The following is an 18,637-nucleotide window of genomic DNA, read 5'->3' on the forward strand; positions in this document are numbered from 1 at the left end:
GAAGTGTCTGATCTGTGAGACGGGAGGCCGGGCCTACCGGCTCACAGATGCTTGTAGACGTCTTCCAGGCCGATCCCCTTGGCGATCATGAGGACCTGCACGTGGTAGAGGAGCTGGGAGATCTCCTCGGCGGCCCGCTCGTCGGACTCGTGCTCGGCCGCCATCCAGCTCTCGGCGGCCTCCTCCACGACCTTCTTGCCGATGGCATGGACCCCGGCGTCCAGCGCGGCCACGGTCCCCGACCCCTCGGGCCGGGTGCGCGCCTTGTCGGACAGCTCGGCGAACAGCTCTTCGAAGGTCTTCATGATCTCTCTCGGCCTCGGTGGATGTGCCCGCCCAGCCTAACGGCCCCTGGCCCTGCCACGTGCGCCGGTCCACACAGTGGGACCGTTCACGACGCGCAGCACCGGGTGTCCGACGAGCGCCTCCGGGTCGGGGGAGCCGGTCACGCGCAGGGTGGCGGTCTCGCCGGGCAGGAGGGTGAGGAGCATGTCGTCCACGGTCGAGGCGGGGTCGAGGCGGTCGGGGAACAGGCACAGGTCGCGCAGGACGGTACGGGCGGTGACGGTCACCTCCAGGCCGCCCGGGACCGGGGCCGTCTCGGCGTCGTAGGCGGCCGGCGGGAAGGCCACCCGCGGGTCCTCCGCGAAGAAGCGCACGATCCGCGTCCCGCCCAGCCGTACGGCCAGCAGCTCGGCGGCCGGGTCCCCGGGCACGGCCACGGAGTCCGGCAGCGGCACCAGTTCCACCGACCGCGGGGCCGCCTCCACGGCGGCCGAGGCGCGGGCCAGCGGCTTTCCGGTGAGGGAGTGCCGCACCAGGGAGAGTTCACCGGTCCACGGCTCGGCGCTGTCGTTGACCACCGCGACCGCGCCGTCCTGGACGGTGAGCAGGCGGTCGGCGTAGACGCGGCGCAGCGCGTACCACAGCGGCTTGCGCCGCCCGTCGCCGTCGACCGCCGCCCAGGAGACGACCGGCCAGCAGTCGTTGAGCTGCCAGACGACCGTCCCCATGCAGTGCGGCGCCAGCGCGCGGAAGCGCTCGATGCCGAAGGCCACCGCGCGGGCCTGGTTGAGCTGCGTCAGGTAGTGCCAGTCGTCGAAGCCCTGCGGCTGCGGCAGGTGCTCGCCCAGCCCGCGCAGCAGCTTGGCGCCGCCGTCGATCGCCTTCTGGTGGTGCAGCACCAGCGGGGCGTCGGCCGCCAGCTCCCCGCTGACCGCGCGGCGCAGCGTGGCGTACGCCGGCGGCCCCTGGAAGCCGAACTCGGCCACGAACCGGGGCGTGTAGGCGCCGTAGCGGGTGTAGTCCTCGCGGTTCCACACGTCCCAGATGTGCACGGTGCCGCGGGCCGGGTCGTTGGGCGGCAGATCCGGGGCGCCGGAGTAGGGGCTGCCCGGCCAGTAGGGGCGGGTGGAATCCAGCTCGGCCACGACCTTCGGCAGCAGGTCGTGGTAGAAGCCGGCCCCCCAGCTCCGCCCGGCCAGCTTCTCCTGCCAGCCCCAGTCGGCGTGGCCCTCGATGTTCTCGTTGTTGCCGCACCACAGCACCAGGCTCGCCCGGTGCGCCAGCCGGGCCACGTTCTGGCGCGCCTCGGCCTCCACCTCCGAGCGCAGCGGCTCCTCCTCCGGATAGGCCGCGCAGGCGAAGGGGAAGTCCTGCCAGACCAGCAGGCCCAGCTCGTCGGCGAGGTCGTAGAAGTCCCCGCTCTCGTACAGGCCGCCGCCCCACACCCGCAGCAGGTTGACGTTCGCCTCCGCTGCCCGGGCGAACCGCTCGGCCAGCCGCTCGCGGGTGACCCGGGCCGGGAAGCAGTCGTCGGGGATCCAGTTGACGCCGCGCACGAACACCGGCACACCGTTGACGGCCAGGGTGAAGGCTCCGCCGTCGCGCTCCAGCTCGACCGTGCGGAACCCGACCTTCGCGCTCCACCGCCGCCCGTCCAGGGACACGGTCAGCTCGTGCAGCGGCTGCGCGCCGTACCCGCGCGGCCACCACGGCTCCGGCTCCGGCACGGCCAGCTCCAGCACCGCCTCGCACTGCCCGTCCTCCAGCCGCGCCTGCGCGGTCACGCCCGCGACGGCGGCGTCCACCGTGAGCGGCCCCTCGGCGGTGCGCTCCACCCGGACGTGCACCCGCACCCGGCCGTCGGCTCCCTCCATCGTCACCAGCGGGCGCACCTCGGCCAGCCGGGCGCCGCTCCAGGACTCCAGCCCGATCGGCCGCCAGATCCCGGCGGTGACCAGGGTCGGCCCCCAGTCCCAGCCGAAGTTGCAGGCCATCTTCCGGATGAACGGGTACGGCTCGGCGTAGGCGCCCGGCCGGTCCCCCAGCGCCGCCCGCTGCGCCTCCGCGTAGGCGTAGGCCGAGTCGAAGCGCACGGTGAGCGTGTTGGCGCCCTCGCGCAGCAGGTGCCGTACCGGGAACCGGTAGGAGCGGTGCTGGTTGGCGGTGGTCGCGACCTGCACGCCGTTGAGGATCACCGTGGCGACCGTGTCGAGCCCCTCGCAGACCAGGTCGGTCCGCTCGAAGCCGTCGCCGGACCAGTCGAAGACGGTCTCGTAGACCCAGTCGGTCCGGCCGATCCAGGCCAGCCGGGCCTCGTTGTCGTCGAGGTAGGGGTCGGCGATGAGCCCGGCGGCGAGCAGGTCGGTGTGCACGCAGCCGGGCACGGCCGCGGCGACGCCCGCCACCTCGGCGTCCCCCGAGACGGCGGTCAGGGTCCAGCCGTCGTGCAACGGACGGTACGAACTCACGCAGGTCTCCTTAGCGGTCATGGAGGACGTCACTGTGCGACGTCACCGGGGGCAGTCGCCGAGCCGGGCGCACGCCACGAAGTGCCCCGCCTCCGCCTCGAGCAGCGGGCCGGACGCCCCGGCGGCGTGGTAGCGGCAGACACCGGTGGGCTCGGCGTCCTCCCAGGGGGCGTTCAGCCGGGGCACGGCGGCCAGCAGCTTACGGGTGTAGGGGTGCAGCGGGTCGCCGAAGACCTTCTCGGTCAGCCCCATCTCGACCACCGTGCCGTTGCGCAGCACGACGGTGCGCTCGGCCAGGTAGTTGCCGAGCGACAGGTCGTGCGTGACGTACAGCACCCCCAGGCCGCGCTCCTTGAGCTCGGCCAGCAGGTTGAGCACGTCGATGCGGGTCGAGGCGTCGAGCATGCTGGTGATCTCGTCGGCGACCAGCAGCTTGATGTCGAGCAGCAGCGCCCGGGCGATGAGGAGGCGCTGGAGCTGGCCGCCGCTGAGCTGGTGGGGGTACTTGCCGAGGACCTGGCCGGGGTTGAGCCGGACGTCCTGGACGGTGGAGCGCACGCGCTCGTCCCATTCGGCGCCCGAGACCTCCGGATAGTAGGAGTCTTTGATCATCCGGAAGACGCGGTCGGCCTTGAACACCGGGTTGTAGCAGCTGAAGGGGTCCTGGAAGACGCCCTGCACGTGCCGGTAGTACTCCTTGGCCGCCTTGACCGGCACGCCGTCGACGGTGATCGAGCCCGTGGTGATCGAGGTGAGACCGAGGATCATCCTGCCGATCGTGCTCTTGCCGCTGCCGCTCTCCCCGATGAGGGAGACGACCTCGCCCTGGCGCACGTCGAAGCTCACGCCGTCCACGGCCGCGAAGGCCTTCCCTCCGAAGGCGCCGACCTTGTAGACCTTCGTGACGTTGTCGAGTCTCAGCATCATGCCTTCCAGCACGCGACGAAGTGGCCGGGCTCGACCTCGGCCACGGGCGGTTCCTGCGCGCACTCGTCTCCGGCGAGCGGGCAGCGGTCCCGGAAGCGGCAGCCGGCCGGCGGGTCGAGGAGCGAGGGCGGGCTGCCGGCGATGCCGGCCAGTTTCTTGTCGGCGTAGCGAACGCCGACCTCGGGCAGCGAGTTGATCAGCAGCTTGGTGTACGGGTGGCGCGGCGCGGTGACCATCACCCCGGCGGGCGCCTTCTCGGCGAGCCTGCCCGCGTACATGACCATGATCGTGTCGGCGATGCGGGAGGTGAGCGCGAGGTCGTGGGTGACGAAGATCATGCTCTTGACGAACCCGGCGTCGCGGAAGCCCGTCAGCGCCTTGGCCACCGCCTTCTGCGTGGACACGTCGAGCGCGGAGGTGACCTCGTCGGCGATGAGCAGCGACGGGTTGAGCAGCGTGGAGATGACCATGACCATCCGCTGCTTCATGCCGCCGGACAGCTCGATCGGGTAGTTGCCCAGCACCGTGCGCGGCAGCTCGACCAGGTCGAGGCGGGACTCCAGCTCGGCCCGGTCGAGGGTGACGCCCCTGGACCTGAGCAGCTCGCCCACCATCTTCCCGATCTTCCGCGTCGGGTTCATGGCGCTCATCGAGTACTGCGGGATGAGGGAGACCTCGTGGAAGCGGAACTCGTTCATCCGCCGGTCGTCGCCGATGGGCAGTTCGCGGCCGTCGAGTTCCACCGTGCCGCCCATGTGCCGCATCCGTCCGTCCAGGCGGATGAGGCTCTTGCCCAGGGTCGTCTTGCCGCAGCCCGACTCCCCTGCCAGGCCGAGGATCTCCCCGTCGCGCATCGTGAAGGAGACGTCGTCGAGCGCCTTCACGTCGCCCTTGAGGGTCCGGTAGTACACCCTCAGTTCGCTGACCCGCAGACTCATGTCTCCCTCAGTTTCGGGTTGAAGACCTCGTCGAGCCCGACGTTGGCCACGTACAGCGCCCCGACGACCGCGGTGATCCCGGCGCCCGGCGGCAGGAACCACCACCACAGGCCCAGTTGCATCGCGCTCCACTGGTTGGCGTTCTGGAGCATCAGGCCGAGCGAGACGCCCTCGGTGGGACCGAGCCCGATGAAGTCGAGCGAGGAGGCGATCAGGATCGAGCCGCCGAAGAGAAGGATGAACATCATGAACAGGTAGGAGCTCATGTTCGGCGCGATCTCCCGGAGGATGATCTTCCGCGTGCTCGAACCGCTGAGCCGGGCCAGGGCCACGAAGTCCCGGGTGCGCAGCGAGAAGGTCTGCGCCCGGATCGCCCGCGCCGCCCACGGCCACGAGGTGAGCCCGATGAACAGGGCCTGCGCGGGGACGCTGCGCACCCCCAGGTAGGCGTTGATGATCAGCAGCACGGCCAGGGTCGGGATGACCAGGACGATGTTGGTGACCATGTTGAGGATCTCGTCGACCAGGCCTCCCCGGTAGCCGGCGGTGAACCCGACCGCCATCGCGATGACCGCGGCGATGCCGCCGCCGAGCGCGCCCACGACGAAGGTGGTCCGCAGGCCGTGGACGAACTGCGCGAACACGTCCTGGCCGAACGTCGTCGTGCCGAACCAGTGCTCGCCCGAGGGCGGCGCCATGGGCTGCGAGCCGTACGCGTTGGGGTCGGCGGCCTCCAGCACCAGCGGGCCGGCGAAGCCGAGGAGGAAGAGGACGGCCACGACGCCGAAACCGGCCAGCAGCTTGCCGTTGCGCAGCGCGAAGTACAGCGCCTCCCGGCGCACCCCGGCGCCGGCGTCCTTGGCGGGGGTCTCCTGGATCGCCGTCATGCCTGCGCACCCGCCATTCCGGCCCGCGTCCGCGGATCGACCACGACGTAGACGATGTCGATGATGAAGTTGGCGATCAGCACGCCGAGGACGATGAACATGAATGTGCCCTGCAGCAGGAAGAAGTCCTGGTTCTGGATGGCCTTGAGGATGAGGCTGCCCAGTCCCGGGTAGGAGAAGACGATCTCGGTGACCAGGGCGCCTGCCACCAGCACGCCCAGTTGCAGGGCCAGGCCGGTGATCTGGGGCAGCACCGCGTTGCGGAAGGCGTAGCGGCGGATCAGCCGCTGCGGCGCCCCCAGCGCGGACAGGTAGTTCGAGTAGTCCGACTCCAGCTCATAGATGATCATGTTGCGCATGCCGATCGCCCAGCCGCCCAGCGCGACCAGGAAGAGCGACAGGAACGGCAGCACCCAGTGGTGCAGCAGGTCGGCGACGAACTCCCAGGACAGGCTGGGCTGCAGCGAGAAGCTGTAACCGCCCGCGACCGGGAAGATCCCCGCCACGACCCCCAGGCCCCAGGCCAGGAGCACCGCCAGCCACATGTACGGCATGGCGGTCAGGACGTAGCCCACCGGCAGCACCGTGTTGTCCAGCAGCTTCCGCCGCGCGGCGAAGGCGCCGGCCCAGTTCCCCACCACCCAGCTCAGCAGCACCGAGGGGATCATCAGCCCCAGGGTGTACGGCACGGCGCCCATGATGACCTCGCTCACCGGGGTGGGGAACACCCAGATGCTGATGCCGAAGTCGCCCTGGAGCAGGGCCGCCCAGAAGTTCGCGTACTGCTTCCACAGCGGCTGGTCGAAGCCGAAGAGGTTGGTGTAGTAGGTCCGCATGGTCTCCACGGCGCCGGGATTGCTCACACCCGCCCTGGCCACCATGCTCGAGACCGGGTCGCCGGGCATGAACCGCGGGACCATCCAGTTGATCGTGACGGCGACGAAGAACGTCAGGCCGTAGACCAGCAGTTTCCGGCCGAAGTATTGACGCAAGGGAACCCTCCCAGAGGGCCCCCGCCCCTCCCCGGGCGGGGAGGGGCGGGGGCGGTGTCATCCGGTCAGGAGGCCGGCTTGATCTGCGTGAGCGTCTCGAAGCCGCCCAGCTCCAGCCAGTTGCGCCACATCGTCGGCGGCGTCTTGGGCGTGCTCGCCTCCGAGGAGGGCCAGTTGGTCCAGGCGGCGTTGCTCACCTGCGACCACAGGCCGTTGTACCAGAGCGGGATGATCGGCAGCTCGTCCAGGTGGATCGCCTGGATCTTGGACATGACCTGCTTCATGCCCTCGACGTCGTCGGTCTTGACCTGGTCGAGCTCCTGGACGAGCTTCCAGACCTCCTTGTTCTCGTACCGGCCGAAGTTGACGGTGTTCTGCGTCTTCTGGACCGGGAGCTGGAACATGTAGTCGTAGTACGTCCAGGGGGTGTTCGACAGCTGCCGCTCGTTGTTGATCAGCATGTCGAAGTCGCCCTTGCCCCGCTTGTCCACCAGGGCGTTGAAGTCGGGGAAGTCGGGGGTGACGTTGATCCCCGCCTCCTTGGCGCCGGCGGCGATGACGCGGATCGACTCCATCCAGTCGGTCCAGCCCGACGGGACGATGATGTCCAGCTCGATCTTCGAGCCGTCCTTGTTCTCCACGAACCCGTCGCCGTCGGAGTCCTTGTAGCCCGCGTCCGCCAGCAGCTTCTTGGCCTTGGCGACGTCGAAGGAGAAGCCCTTCTCCCCGACGACCGCCTGGTCGACGTACTGCTCCCACTGGGGCAGCAGGCCGGTGGGGCTGGCCGGCTTGACCAGGTTGCCGTAGACGCCCTCGACGATCTTCTTGGTGTCGATCGAGCCGGCGAGCGCCTTGCGGAACGCCGGGTCGTCCATCGGCTTCTTCTTGGTGTTCAGCACCAGGAAGGCGGTGTTGGCCGAGAGCATGTACGGCGGCTCGGGGTAGTAGGTGGTGATGCCGAAGTTGCCCTTGACCAGGTTGGCCGCGCCGGGCAGGAAGTTGTTGCTGAGGTCCATGCCCTTCTGCAGCAGCAGGCCCATCGCCACCTCGTTGCTGGAGTTGACGATGTCGACGATGTACTTCGGCTTGGGCTCCATGGAGAGCGCGGTCTTGCCCCACCAGTCGTCGCGGCGCTGCCAGACGACGCGGTCCTGGTCGTGGCTCTTGTAGGTGTAGGCGCCGGTGCCGACCGGGTTCTCGTTCTTGCCGTCCAGGACCTCCTGCTCGGAGCGGCCCTGCCAGACGTGCTGCGGGACGATCGCGCGGCTGTACAGCTGGAAGTCCCACTCCTGGTAGTTGGCCTTGGAGAAGGTGAACTTCACGGTCCGGTCGTCGACCGCCTCGGCCTTCTCCAGCCACTCCCAGATGTTGTGGTAGGGGACCGTCTCCATCTTGCCGAGCTCGAAGGTGAAGACGACGTCCTTGGCGGTGAACGGCTTGCCGTCCGACCAGGTGACGCCCTGGCGGAGCTTCAGCTCGTAGGTCGTCTCGTCGGCCCACGCGCCGCTCTCGGCCAGCCAGGGGACCAGCTTGCCCGCGGTGCCGTCGAAGTGGAACAGCGACTCGTAGACCAGGCCCTCCGTGCCGGTCGCGTAGTCCCACTCGCGGAGCGGGTTGAAGTTGGCCGGCGGCCCCCACTGCGTGCCGCTGGTGTAGAGCGTCTCGTGGCGGGGCAGCGCGCCGCCGTCGCCGCCTCCCGGATTCACCGCGGGCGCGCTGCCCGCCTGGGATCCCTGGGGAGCGGGCGTCGTCCCGCCGCTCGAGCACGCGGCGGCGGCCAGGCCCGCCGCCAGGAGTGGAGCCATGATCCGCATCCGGCTTCGCATCGCGTCTCTCCTTCCCCCCGCCCTGCCGGCGGAGGTCATGAACGTCGTCACAGACCCCGATAGCCAGGCGGCGGGGTTACCGCCCCGCCGCCTGGGAGCGCTCCCATAGCTATGAAGACCGCACCTCCCGCCCATCGGACCGGTTGATGACGACCTCCGCGGGATGCCGGGCGATCACGGCCGGCATCTCGCTCCCATCCGCCAGCACCTGCTGAACCGGATAAGTAGGGCGAACGTAAATTCCGCGTAACCTCGCCGTCAATAGTCGTGACACGTTCGATATCTGCCCGGCAAAGGCCCTGGTGGGTTCTCTGGAACGCGAGGCGGTAGGGTCACGGCAACAGGGACTAACCGGTTCAACAGGGGGCTTGCGTGAAGCGACCGACGATCGCCGACATCGCCCGTCGGGCGGGAGTGTCCAAGGTGGCGGTCTCCTACGCGCTGAACGACCGCCCGGGGGTCTCCGAGACGAAGCGAGTCATGATCAAGGCCATCGCCGAGGAGATCGGCTGGCGTCCCAACAGCGCGGCGCGCGCGCTCAACGGGGCGCTGGCCCGCACCGTCGGCCTGACCGTGTGCCGCCCGGCGCGCATCCTGGGCATGGAGCCGTTCTTCATGGAGCTGATCAGCGGGATCGAGAGCGAGCTCGCGGCGCGGTCGTACGCGCTGATGCTCCAGATGACGGCGGACCCCGGCCAGGAGATGGAGGTGTACCGCCGCTGGTGGGGAGAGCGCCGGGTGGACGGGGCGATCCTGGTGGACCTGCGTTTCTGCGACCCGCGCGTCACCGGGCTCGCGGAGCTGGGCCTGCCTGCCGTCGTGGTCGGCCATCCCTCGGAGTCGGGGTCGCTCGTGCCCGTCTGGTCCGACGACACCGCCGCCGTCCGCGAGGCCGTGGAGTATCTCGTCGCCCTCGGGCACCGCAGGATCGCCCGGGTGGCGGGCATGCCCGAGCTGGTCCACACCGCCCTGCGCGACCAGGCGTTCACCGCCGCGTGCAAGGAGATGGGCGTGACCGGATACACCGTCACGCACACCGACTACACCGGGGAGGAGGGCGCGAGGGCGACCAGGCGGCTGATCGGCTCACCCTCCCGGCCGACGGCGATCGTCTACGACAACGACATCATGGCCGTGGCCGGCCTCTCGGCCGCCCAGGAGATGCGGCTCGACGTGCCGGCGGACCTGTCCATCGTGGCCTGGGACGACTCCCCCCTCTCCCGGGTGGTGCGACCGGCCCTGACCGCGCTGAGCCGTGACATCCCCTCCTACGGCGCCCACGCCGCGCGGACCCTGCTGACGCTGATCTCCGGCGAGGAGGTCACGGCCTTCGAGGACGAGGCGCCCCGGCTCGTCCCCCGCGGCAGCACCGCCCCGCCTCCGCCTCCCGGACCGGGCCGCTGACCGCCGGGTGCCCGCGCCCCCGCCCCGCGGTGATGCCCGAAGGGCCGGTACGGCGTCCGCCGTACCGGCCCTTCGGGTCGGATCAGGTGATCAGCGGCCGTAGCGGGCGCCGCCGGAGTGGTCGCCGTGCGGCCGGCCGCCGCGGAACCCGCGGTTGTCGCCGCGGCCCTCGGCCCGGAACGGCTCGCCGCTGCGGTAGCCGCCGCCGGAACGCTCGCCGCGGTAGCCGCCGCCCGCGGGGCGGTCACCGCGGTAGCCGCCGTTGCCGCCCTGGTAGCCGCCGCCGGAGCGCTCGCCGCGGTAGGAGTCGCGCTCGCCCGCCGGACGCTCGGAGCGGTAGCCGCCGGAACGGCCCTCGGCCCGGAACGGCTCGCCGCTGCGGTAGCCGCCGCCGGAACGCTCGCCGCGGTAGCCGCCGCCCGCGGGGCGGTCACCGCGGTAGCCGCCGTTGCCGCCCTGGTAGCCGCCGCCGGAGCGCTCGCCGCGGTAGGAGTCGCGCTCGCCCGCCGGACGCTCGGAGCGGTACTGGCCGCGCAGGTCGTTCACGCTGCCGCCGTTGCCGCCGTTGCCGCGGTAGCCGCCCTGGCGCTCGCCGCCGCGGTTGTCGTCGCCGAAGGAACGCTCGCCGCGGTGGCCGCGGTCCTCACCGGAGCGCTCGCGGGACTGGTAGCCCTCGCCGCCGTGGCCGGGACGGTCGCCGCGGAACCGGCGCGGCCCGCGGCCGCCACCGCCGCCGCCGAAGCCCTCGCGGCGCTGGCGCTGCTTGGCGACCGGCGCCGAGGGCTCCCAGACCGGGATCGCCTCGCCGCTGGGCGTGCGGGCGCCGGCGACCTCCTCCAGGCGCGGGTGGCCCGGGGTGGCCTTGAGGCGGAACGGCTTGATGCCCGCGCGGCGGGTCATCGCGTCGGTGGAGCGGCGCTCGTTGGGGAGCACCAGCGTCATGACGGTGCCCTTCTCCCCGGCGCGGGCCGTACGGCCGCCGCGGTGCAGGTAGCTCTTGTGGTCCTGCGGCGGGTCGACGTGCAGCACGAGGCTGATGTTGTCGACGTGGATGCCGCGGGCCGCGACGTCGGTGCAGACCAGGACGTTGATCGCACCTTCCTTGAACTCGGCCAGGATGCGGGTGCGCTGGTTCTGGCGCTTGCCGCCGTGCAGGCCGCCGGCCTTGACGCCGACCTGGGCCAGCTGCTTGCACAGGCGGTCCACACCGTGCTGGGTGCGGACGAAGATGATCGTCCGGCCCTCGCGGTTGGCGATCTCGGCGGTCACCGGGAACTTGTCGTCGCGGTGCACCTCCAGGACGTGGTGCTCCATGGTGTCGACCGGAGAGGTGGCCGGGGCCAGGGAGTGGGTCACCGGGTCGGTGAGGAAGCGCTTGACGAGCTTGTCCACGTCGCCGTCGAGGGTGGCGGAGAACAGCAGGCGCTGGCTGCCGGCCGGGGTCTGCTGGAGCAGGGCGCTGACCACCGGGAAGAAGCCGAGGTCGCACATGTGGTCGGCCTCGTCCAGGACGGTCACCTGGACCTCCTCCAGGGAGCACTCGCCCTGCTGGATGAGGTCGGTGAGCCGGCCCGGGGTGGCCACGACGATCTCGACGCCGCGGCGCAGCGCCTCGATCTGGCGGCCCATGGACATGCCGCCGACGACGGTCTTCATGCGCAGCGACAGCCCGCGGCCCAGCGGCTCGAGCGCGTCGGTGACCTGCATGGCCAGCTCGCGGGTGGGCACCAGGATGACGGCGCGGGGGCGGCCGGGGGCCGCCTTGACGCCGGCGATGCGCGTCATGGTGGGCAGGCCGAAGGCCAGGGTCTTGCCGGAGCCGGTCTGGCCGCGGCCGAGCACGTCGATCCCGGCCAGGACGTCGGGGATGGCGATGCTCTGGATCGGGAAGGGGCTCTCGATGCCCTGGCGGGAGAGCGCGGTCACGAGGGGCTTGGGCAGGCCGAGCCGGGTGAACTCGGACACGCCGGCGGGCGCCTCGGGAAGCTCGGAGACCTCGCGGAACTCGGTGTTCTCGGGCAGGGCAGCGTCAAGCATGGTCACGAAGGTTCGTGCCTTTCGATAGAAGTACGGGGCACGTCACTTCTGCGAAAGGACGAGCCTGGAGCGCGCGGCGCGGAGCCGCGCTCGATCGGCGCCCACATGAGGGGCGGTGGTGCGGTGCAAGTCGAGGCGCACCGCACGGGGCGGGTCAATCATACCCGCACGCAGTCAAACCACGATCAAGCATTCCCGGCGTTCGCAGTGCCGGGTCGGTCGGGGCGTCCGCCATGGGGCGGGCGCTTGTCCGTCGGTGGAGCCAACGCTCCGAGCCGGGATTTTCTTCCCGGCCCCGGGCATCCTCTCACACAATCCGGTACGGCTCGCAACTCGCGAGGTGCGAACCGTACCGGGAAGGGCCGGGTCAGACGTTGAAACCGAGCATTCTGAGCTGGTCACGGCCCTCGTCGGTGATCTTGTCGGGACCCCACGGCGGGAGCCAGACCCAGTTGATCTTCACGTCGGAGACCATGCCGTCCAGCGCGGAGTGCGCCTGCTCCTCGATGACGTCGGTCAGCGGGCAGGCCGCGCTGGTCAGCGTCATGTCGATGGTCGCGATCGGCGGGGCCCCGGCCTCGGCGGGGTCGAGGTTGACCCCGTAGATCAGGCCGAGGTCGACGACGTTGATGCCGAGCTCGGGGTCCACGACGTCCTTGAGGGCCTCCATGACCTCGTCAAGGGTGGTCTCGCCGTCGTACGCCGAGGTCGGCGTCTCCACGGGCTTGCTCATGATGCACTCCTCACAACAGCGTCCTTGTAGGCCATCCACGCGAGCAGCGCGCACTTGACCCGGGCCGGGAACTTGGCGACCCCGGCGAACGCCACGGCGTCGCCGAGCACGTCCTCGTCCGGATCCACCTGGCCCCTGCCCTGCATGAGCCGGGTGAACTCCTCCACCACCGCGAGCGTCTCCGGCACGGTGGAGCCGGTCGTCAGCTCGTGCAGGACCGAGGCCGCGGCCTGGCTGATCGAGCAGCCCTGGCCGTCGTAGGAGACGTCCTCGACCTTGCCGCCGTCGCCCACCCTGACCCGCATGGTGATCTCGTCGCCGCAGGTCGGGTTGACGTGGTGGACCTCGGCGTCGAAGGGGTCGCGCAGACCGCGCCCCTGGGGGTGCTTGTAGTGCTCCAGGATCAGCTCCTGGTACATGGACTCGGCGATCATGGCTCTCGGCTCACTCGTCGGCTCGGCTGCTCCGGCATCGCTACGCGAACACCTTCCGCACGTGGTGGAGGCCGCGGACCAGGGCGTCGATCTCGGCCGGGGTGTTGTAGAGGTAGAAGGAGGCCCGCGTGGTGGCGGGGATCCCGAACCTCAGGTGGAGCGGGCGGGCGCAGTGGTGCCCCACGCGCACGGCCACGCCGAACTCGTCGTCCAGGATCTGGCCGACGTCGTGCGGGTGGATCCCCTCCAGGGTGAACGAGACCGTGCCGCCGCGGTCCTCCAGGCCGGTCGGCCCGACCACCTTCAGGCCGGGCACCTCGCCCAGCGCCTCCAGGGCGTGGCGGGTCAGCTCGCGCTCGTGGGCGGCGATGGCGTCCATCCCGATCGAGGACAGGTACTCCACCGCGGCGCCGAGGCCGATGGCCTCGACGATCGGCGGGGTGCCCGCCTCGAACTTGTGCGGCGCGGGCGCGTAGGTCGAGCGGTCCATCCAGACCGCCTCGATCATCTCGCCGCCGCCCAGGAACGGGGGCATGGCCTCCAGCAGCTCCGCGCGGGCCCACAGCACGCCGATCCCGGAGGGACCGGCCGCCTTGTGCCCGGTGAAGGCCACGAAGTCCACGCCCAGCGCGGCCACGTCCACCGGCTTGTGCGGGACCGACTGGGAGGCGTCGAGCATCAGCAGCGCGCCCGCCTGGCGGGCCCGGGCGAGCACCCGGGCCACCGGGTTGACCGTGCCGAGCACGTTCGACTGGTGCGCGATCGAAACGATCTTCGTGCGCTCGGTGACCAGCTCGTCGAGGTTCGACAGGTCGAGGCGGCCCTCGTCCGTGACGGAGAACCAGCGCAGCGTGGCGCCGGTGCGCCGCGCGAGCAGCTGCCACGGGACGATGTTGGAGTGGTGCTCCATCTCGGAGATGACGATCTCGTCGCCGGGCCCCATCATGAACCGGGGGTCCTCGTTGACGGGGTTGCCGAAGGCGTAGGCCACCAGGTTGAGCGCCTCGGAGGCGTTCTTGGTGAAGACGATCTCGTCGCGGCTCGGCGCGCCGACGAAGGAGGCGACCTTGTCGCGGGCGGCCTCGTAGGCCTCGGTGGACTCCGCGCCCAGCACGTGCATGGCGCGGCCGACGTTGCCGTAGTGCATCGCCAGGTGCTCGCGCATGACCTCGATCACCTGGACCGGCTTCTGCGAGGAGTTGCCCGAGTCGAGGTAGATCAGCGGCCTGCCGCCGGGCAGCTCGCGGGAGAGGACCGGGAAGTCCTTCCTGATCCTCTCCACGTCGAACGCAGTGCTCATCGGTCGCTCACCACTCCCACCGCTCCCAAGATCACGCAGAGGCCTTGGTGTAGGCCTCGTAGCCCTCGGCCTCCAGCTTGTCGGCGAGCTCGGGACCGCCCTCCTCCACGACCCGGCCGGCCGCGAAGACGTGGACGAAGTCCGGCTTCACGTAGCGCAGGATGCGGGTGTAGTGGGTGATGAGGAGCACGCCGGTCTCACCGGCGGCGCGGAAGCGGTTGATGCCCTCGGAGACCACGCGCAGCGCGTCGACGTCCAGGCCGGAGTCGGTCTCGTCGAGGACGGCGATCTTCGGCTTGAGCAGCTCCAGCTGGAGGATCTCGTGGCGCTTCTTCTCACCGCCGGAGAAGCCCTCGTTCAGGTTGCGCTGCGCGAAGGCGGCGTCGATGGACAGCGCGTCCATGCCGGCCTTCAGGTCCTTGGCGAACTCGCGGAGCTTGGGCGCCTCGCCGCGCACGGAGGTGACCGCCGAGCGCAGGAAGTTGGAGACGCTGACGCCGGGGACCTCGACCGGGTACTGCATGGCGAGGAACAGGCCGGCGCGGGCGCGCTCGTCCACGCTCAGCTCCAGCAGGTCGACGCCGTCCAGCAGGACCTGGCCGCCGGTGACGGTGTACTTCGGGTGGCCGGCGATCGCGTAGGCGAGCGTGGACTTGCCCGAGCCGTTGGGGCCCATGATGGCGTGGGTCTCGCCGGCCTTCACGGTCAGGTTGACGCCGCGCAGGATCGGCTTGTCCTCGACGGCGACGTGGAGGTCGCGGATCTCAAGCGTTGACACTTATGACTCCTTCGAGAGCGAGACGAGGACGTCGTCGCCGTCGATCTTGACTCGGTAAACGGGAACGGGCTTGATGGCGGGCGGGCCGGTGGGCTTGCCCGAGCGCAGGTCGAAGCACGAGCCGTGCAGCCAGCACTCCAGGGTGCCGTCGTAGACCTCGCCCTCGCTGAGCTTCACCTCGGCATGGGAGCACACGTCGTGCAGGGCGTGCACCTCCCCGCCCTGGCGGACCAGGGCGACCGGGGTGTCTCCGACCTCGACGCCGATCACACCGCCGTCGGGGACGTCGGCGACCTTGCAGACTTTCTCGAACGTCATCCGGCGAGCTCCGCCTCGACCTTGGCCATCACCCGGTCTCGGAGCTCCTCGACCTCGATCTTCTCGATGAGCTGGCCGAAGAAGCCCCGGATGACCAGGCGGCGGGCCTCGTCGAACGGGATGCCGCGGGCCTGGAGGTAGAAGATGTGCTCGTCGTCCAGACGGCCGGAGGCGCTGGCGTGTCCCGCCCCGGCGACCTCGCCGGTGAGGATCTCCAGGTTCGGCACCGAGTCGGCGCGGGCGCCGTCGGTGAGCAGGAGGTTCCGGTTGAGCTCGTAGGTGTCGGTGCCCTCGGCCTCCACCCGGATGATCACGTCGCCGATCCAGACCGCGTGCGCGTCGTCGCCCTGCAGCGCGCCCTTGTAGACCACGTTGCTCTTGCAGTTGGGCTGGGAGTGGTCGACCAGCAGGCGGTGCTCCAGGTGCTGGCCGGCGTCCACGAAGTACAGGCCGGTCAGGTCGGCGTCGCCGCCGGGGGCGGTGTAGGAGACCGACGGCGAGAGCCGTACCACGTCGCCGCCGAGGGTGACCACGAAGCCGCGGAAGGTCGCGTCCTTGCCGAGCTGGGCGTGGTGGTGGGAGACGTGCACCGCGTCGTCGGCCCAGTCCTGCAGGCTGACGACCTTGAGGGTGGCGCCGTCGCCCACGACGAACTCGACGTTGTCGGCGTAGACCGCGCTGCCCCGGTGGTCCAGGACGACGACGGCCTCGGCCATCGGCTCCAGCCGGACCACGGTGTGGCCGTAGGCCGTGCCGCCGCCGCCGGTGAAGGTGATCACCGTCGGCTTGGAGGCGACCGCCTCCCGCGGAACCGTGACGACGGTGGCCTTCTCGAAGGCGGCGTAGGCCTGGGCGCTGACCCGGTCGGCGGGCACGTACGCCTTGCCGATCCGCTCGTCCTCCCGGCCCACGGTCTCCACGGTGGCCTCGGGGGCGGCGTCCACCGCGACGGACACGGCGCCGGAGCCGGCGGCCGTGCCGTCGTGCAGGCCCTTGAGCCGCGACAGCGGCGTGAAGCGCCACTCCTCCTCCCGGCCGGTCGGCACGGCGAAGTCGTCCAGCTCGTAGGAGGACTTGCGCTGGAGGGTCGACGAGGGGGTTGTTGCGAGACCCATCAGCCGACGGCCCCTTCCATCTGCAGTTCGATAAGGCGGTTGAGCTCCAGGGCGTACTCCATCGGGAGCTCGCGGGCGATCGGCTCGACGAAGCCGCGCACGATCATCGCCATCGCCTCGTCCTCGTCCAGGCCGCGGCTCATCAGGTAGAAGAGCTGGTCGTCGGAGACCTTGGAGACCGTCGCCTCGTGCCCCATCGCCACGTCGTCCTCGCGGACGTCGACGTAGGGGTAGGTGTCGGAGCGGCTGATCTGGTCGACCAGGAGCGCGTCGCACTTGACCGTGCTGGCGCTGCCGTGGGCGCCCTCCTCGATCTGGACCAGACCGCGGTAGGAGGTACGGCCGCCGCCCCGGGCGACGGACTTGGAGATGACGGTGGAGCTGGTGTTCGGCGCGAGGTGCACCATCTTGGCCCCGGCGTCCTGGTGCTGGCCCTCGCCGGCGAAGGCGACGCTCAGCGTCTCCCCCTTGGCGTGCTCGCCCATCAGGTAGACGGCCGGGTACTTCATCGTGACCTTGGAGCCGATGTTGCCGTCGATCCACTCCATGGTCGCGCCCTCGTAGGCCACGGCGCGCTTGGTGACCAGGTTGTAGACGTTGTTCGACCAGTTCTGGATGGTCGTGTAGCGGCAGCGGGCGCCCTTCTTCACGACGATCTCCACGACCGCGCTGTGCAGCGAGTCGGAGGAGTAGATCGGCGCGGTGCAGCCCTCGACGTAGTGGACGTAGGAGTTCTCGTCCACGATGATCAGGGTCCGCTCGAACTGGCCCATGTTCTCCGTGTTGATCCGGAAGTAGGCCTGGAGCGGGATCTCGACGTTGACGTTCGGCGGCACGTAGATGAAGGAGCCGCCGGACCAGGTCGCGGTGTTCAGCGCGGCGAACTTGTTGTCGCCGACCGGGATGACCGAGCCGAAGTACTCCTTGAAGAGCTCCTCGTGCTCGCGCAGGCCGGTGTCGGTGTCGACGAAGATGACGCCCTTCTCCTCAAGGTCCTCGCGGATCTTGTGGTAGACGACCTCGGACTCGTACTGGGCGGCGACGCCGGCGATCAGGCGCTGCTTCTCCGCCTCGGGGATGCCGAGCCTGTCGTAGGTGTTCTTGATGTCCTCGGGCAGCTCGTCCCAGGAGGCGGCCTGCTTCTCGGTGGAGCGCACGAAGTACTTGATGTTGTCGAAGTCGATGCCGGAGAGGTCGGAGCCCCAGGTCGGCATGGGCTTCTTGCCGAAGAGGCGCAGGCCCTTCAGACGCAGGTCCAGCATCCACTCCGGCTCGTTCTTGAGCGCGGAGATGTTGCGGACGACCTCCTCGGACAGACCACGCTTGGCGGCCGCGCCCGCGGCGTCCGAGTCGGCCCAGCCGAACTTGTAATTCCCGAGGCCTTCCAGCTCCGGGCGGTCGGTGACAGTCACCTTCCGGTCTCCTTGCTCGATTCGTCGATCGTTCTATGACGGGGCGGGCTCACGTGGGTGGTGCACACCCCGTCGCCGTGGGCGATGGTCGCGAGCCGCTGCACTGGCGTGCCGAGGATCTGCGCGAACGCCTCCGTCTCGGCCTCGCACAGCTGCGGGAACTCCGCGGCCACGTGCGCCACCGGGCAGTGGTGCTGGCACAGCTGCTCGCCACCGAGACTGGCCTTGCTCGCCGAGGCGGCGTAGCCGTCGGCCGAGAGCGCCTCGGCCAGGACGCGCACCCGCTCGGAGGCGGGGACGCCGTCCATCTCTGAGCGCAGGCGGCCGACCAGGCCGGACACCTGCGACCGGGCGAACTCGGCCACGGCTTCCTCGCCCGCGCGCTCGGCCAGGAAGCGCAGGGCGCTGCCGGCCAGACCGTCGTAGGCGTGTTCGAAGGCGCTCCGCCCGGCATCGGTGATGGCGAACAGTTTCGCCGGTCGCCCCCGTCCACGCTGACCGCGCGGGCGCGCCGTACGGGGCTCGATCATCCCGTCGGCGAGCAGCGCGTCCAGATGGCGGCGGACGGCGGCGGGGGTGAGCCCGAGCCTCTGTCCGAGGGCGGCGGCGGTGATGGGTCCGTGTTCCAGGATGAGCCGGGCGACCCGCGCGCGCGTGCCGCTCTCGGCGGACACCCCGGCGGACCGCGCGACGGCGGTCTCCTCGGTGCCCGGCATCCCTTCCACGTATTTCACAACATCAGTGTGGCGTAATTCCTTCCCGGCTGCCAAACCGGCGCGGGGT

Annotated in this window: 17 protein-coding genes; 1 reads left to right on the forward strand and 16 read right to left on the reverse strand. The window is 70.4% G+C overall.

Features of this window, described 5'->3' with window-relative positions:
* Positions 1-41 precede the first annotated feature (41 nt).
* The 7 genes from FHS22_RS13230 to FHS22_RS13260 all read right to left on the reverse strand — a co-directional run bounded on the left by FHS22_RS13230 (position 42) and on the right by FHS22_RS13260 (position 8,323).
* Complete coding sequence (locus tag FHS22_RS13230; RefSeq protein ID WP_184941504.1) at positions 42-305, reverse strand: phosphoribosyl-ATP diphosphatase; 264 nt, start codon at positions 303-305, stop codon at positions 42-44.
* A 36-nt stretch (positions 306-341) separates the two neighbouring features.
* The gene (locus tag FHS22_RS13235) at positions 342-2,753 is read right to left on the reverse strand and encodes a glycosyl hydrolase 2 galactose-binding domain-containing protein (protein ID WP_338047736.1); all 2,412 of its coding nucleotides are present in this window, start codon (positions 2,751-2,753) and stop codon (positions 342-344) included.
* 42 nt (positions 2,754-2,795) lie between these two features.
* Positions 2,796-3,677, reverse strand: a complete 882-nt coding sequence (locus tag FHS22_RS13240; protein WP_184941701.1) for an ATP-binding cassette domain-containing protein — start codon at positions 3,675-3,677, stop codon at positions 2,796-2,798.
* Entirely contained in the window at positions 3,677-4,618 is a 942-nt protein-coding gene (locus FHS22_RS13245; RefSeq protein ID WP_184941508.1) for an ABC transporter ATP-binding protein, read from the reverse strand. Before FHS22_RS13245 ends, FHS22_RS13240 begins: the two co-directional genes overlap by 1 nt.
* Complete coding sequence (locus FHS22_RS13250; protein ID WP_184941510.1) at positions 4,615-5,505, reverse strand: ABC transporter permease; 891 nt, start codon at positions 5,503-5,505, stop codon at positions 4,615-4,617. Before FHS22_RS13250 ends, FHS22_RS13245 begins: the two co-directional genes overlap by 4 nt.
* Positions 5,502-6,497, reverse strand: a complete 996-nt coding sequence (locus FHS22_RS13255; protein WP_184941511.1) for an ABC transporter permease — start codon at positions 6,495-6,497, stop codon at positions 5,502-5,504. Before FHS22_RS13255 ends, FHS22_RS13250 begins: the two co-directional genes overlap by 4 nt.
* 65 nt (positions 6,498-6,562) lie before the next feature.
* On the reverse strand, positions 6,563-8,323 hold the full coding sequence (locus tag FHS22_RS13260; RefSeq protein WP_184941513.1) for an ABC transporter substrate-binding protein: 1,761 nt from the start codon (positions 8,321-8,323) through the stop codon (positions 6,563-6,565).
* A 372-nt stretch (positions 8,324-8,695) separates the two neighbouring features.
* Between FHS22_RS13260 and FHS22_RS13265 the strand changes: the two genes are divergently transcribed.
* Positions 8,696-9,727: a LacI family DNA-binding transcriptional regulator gene (locus FHS22_RS13265; RefSeq protein ID WP_184941515.1), complete on the forward strand. Its 1,032-nt coding sequence runs from the start codon at positions 8,696-8,698 to the stop codon at positions 9,725-9,727.
* A gap of 90 nt (positions 9,728-9,817) precedes the next feature.
* Here the strand turns inward: FHS22_RS13265 and FHS22_RS13270 are convergent, their stop codons facing one another.
* From FHS22_RS13270 to FHS22_RS13310, 9 genes are all read right to left on the reverse strand, one after another.
* Positions 9,818-11,764, reverse strand: coding sequence for a DEAD/DEAH box helicase (locus tag FHS22_RS13270; RefSeq protein ID WP_184941517.1), 1,947 nt, complete (start codon positions 11,762-11,764; stop codon positions 9,818-9,820).
* A gap of 367 nt (positions 11,765-12,131) precedes the next feature.
* The gene (locus tag FHS22_RS13275; RefSeq protein ID WP_184941519.1) at positions 12,132-12,497 is read right to left on the reverse strand and encodes a metal-sulfur cluster assembly factor; all 366 of its coding nucleotides are present in this window, start codon (positions 12,495-12,497) and stop codon (positions 12,132-12,134) included.
* Complete coding sequence (gene sufU / locus FHS22_RS13280; RefSeq protein ID WP_184941520.1) at positions 12,494-12,931, reverse strand: Fe-S cluster assembly sulfur transfer protein SufU; 438 nt, start codon at positions 12,929-12,931, stop codon at positions 12,494-12,496. The genes FHS22_RS13275 and sufU overlap by 4 nt, the downstream gene beginning before the upstream one ends.
* Before the next feature lie 40 nt (positions 12,932-12,971).
* Positions 12,972-14,231 (reverse strand): cysteine desulfurase, encoded by a 1,260-nt coding sequence (locus FHS22_RS13285; protein ID WP_184941522.1) that lies wholly within the window; start codon positions 14,229-14,231, stop codon positions 12,972-12,974.
* 31 nt (positions 14,232-14,262) lie between these two features.
* Complete coding sequence (gene sufC / locus FHS22_RS13290) at positions 14,263-15,009, reverse strand: Fe-S cluster assembly ATPase SufC (protein WP_184941523.1); 747 nt, start codon at positions 15,007-15,009, stop codon at positions 14,263-14,265.
* Complete coding sequence (locus FHS22_RS13295; RefSeq protein WP_184941524.1) at positions 15,010-15,327, reverse strand: Rieske (2Fe-2S) protein; 318 nt, start codon at positions 15,325-15,327, stop codon at positions 15,010-15,012.
* Positions 15,324-16,442 (reverse strand): Fe-S cluster assembly protein SufD, encoded by a 1,119-nt coding sequence (sufD, locus tag FHS22_RS13300; protein ID WP_184941526.1) that lies wholly within the window; start codon positions 16,440-16,442, stop codon positions 15,324-15,326. The genes FHS22_RS13295 and sufD overlap by 4 nt, the downstream gene beginning before the upstream one ends.
* Positions 16,442-17,854, reverse strand: a complete 1,413-nt coding sequence (gene sufB, locus FHS22_RS13305; protein ID WP_184941528.1) for a Fe-S cluster assembly protein SufB — start codon at positions 17,852-17,854, stop codon at positions 16,442-16,444. The genes sufD and sufB overlap by 1 nt, the downstream gene beginning before the upstream one ends.
* A complete protein-coding gene (locus tag FHS22_RS13310) occupies positions 17,851-18,570 on the reverse strand; it encodes a helix-turn-helix transcriptional regulator (RefSeq protein ID WP_221473615.1) in 720 nt (239 codons plus the stop codon). The genes sufB and FHS22_RS13310 overlap by 4 nt, the downstream gene beginning before the upstream one ends.
* Positions 18,571-18,637 lie beyond the last annotated feature (67 nt).

This window comes from Thiemannella venezuelensis, from assembly GCF_014203605.1.
Classification (GTDB): domain Bacteria; phylum Actinomycetota; class Actinomycetes; order Streptosporangiales; family Streptosporangiaceae; genus Planomonospora_A; species Planomonospora_A venezuelensis.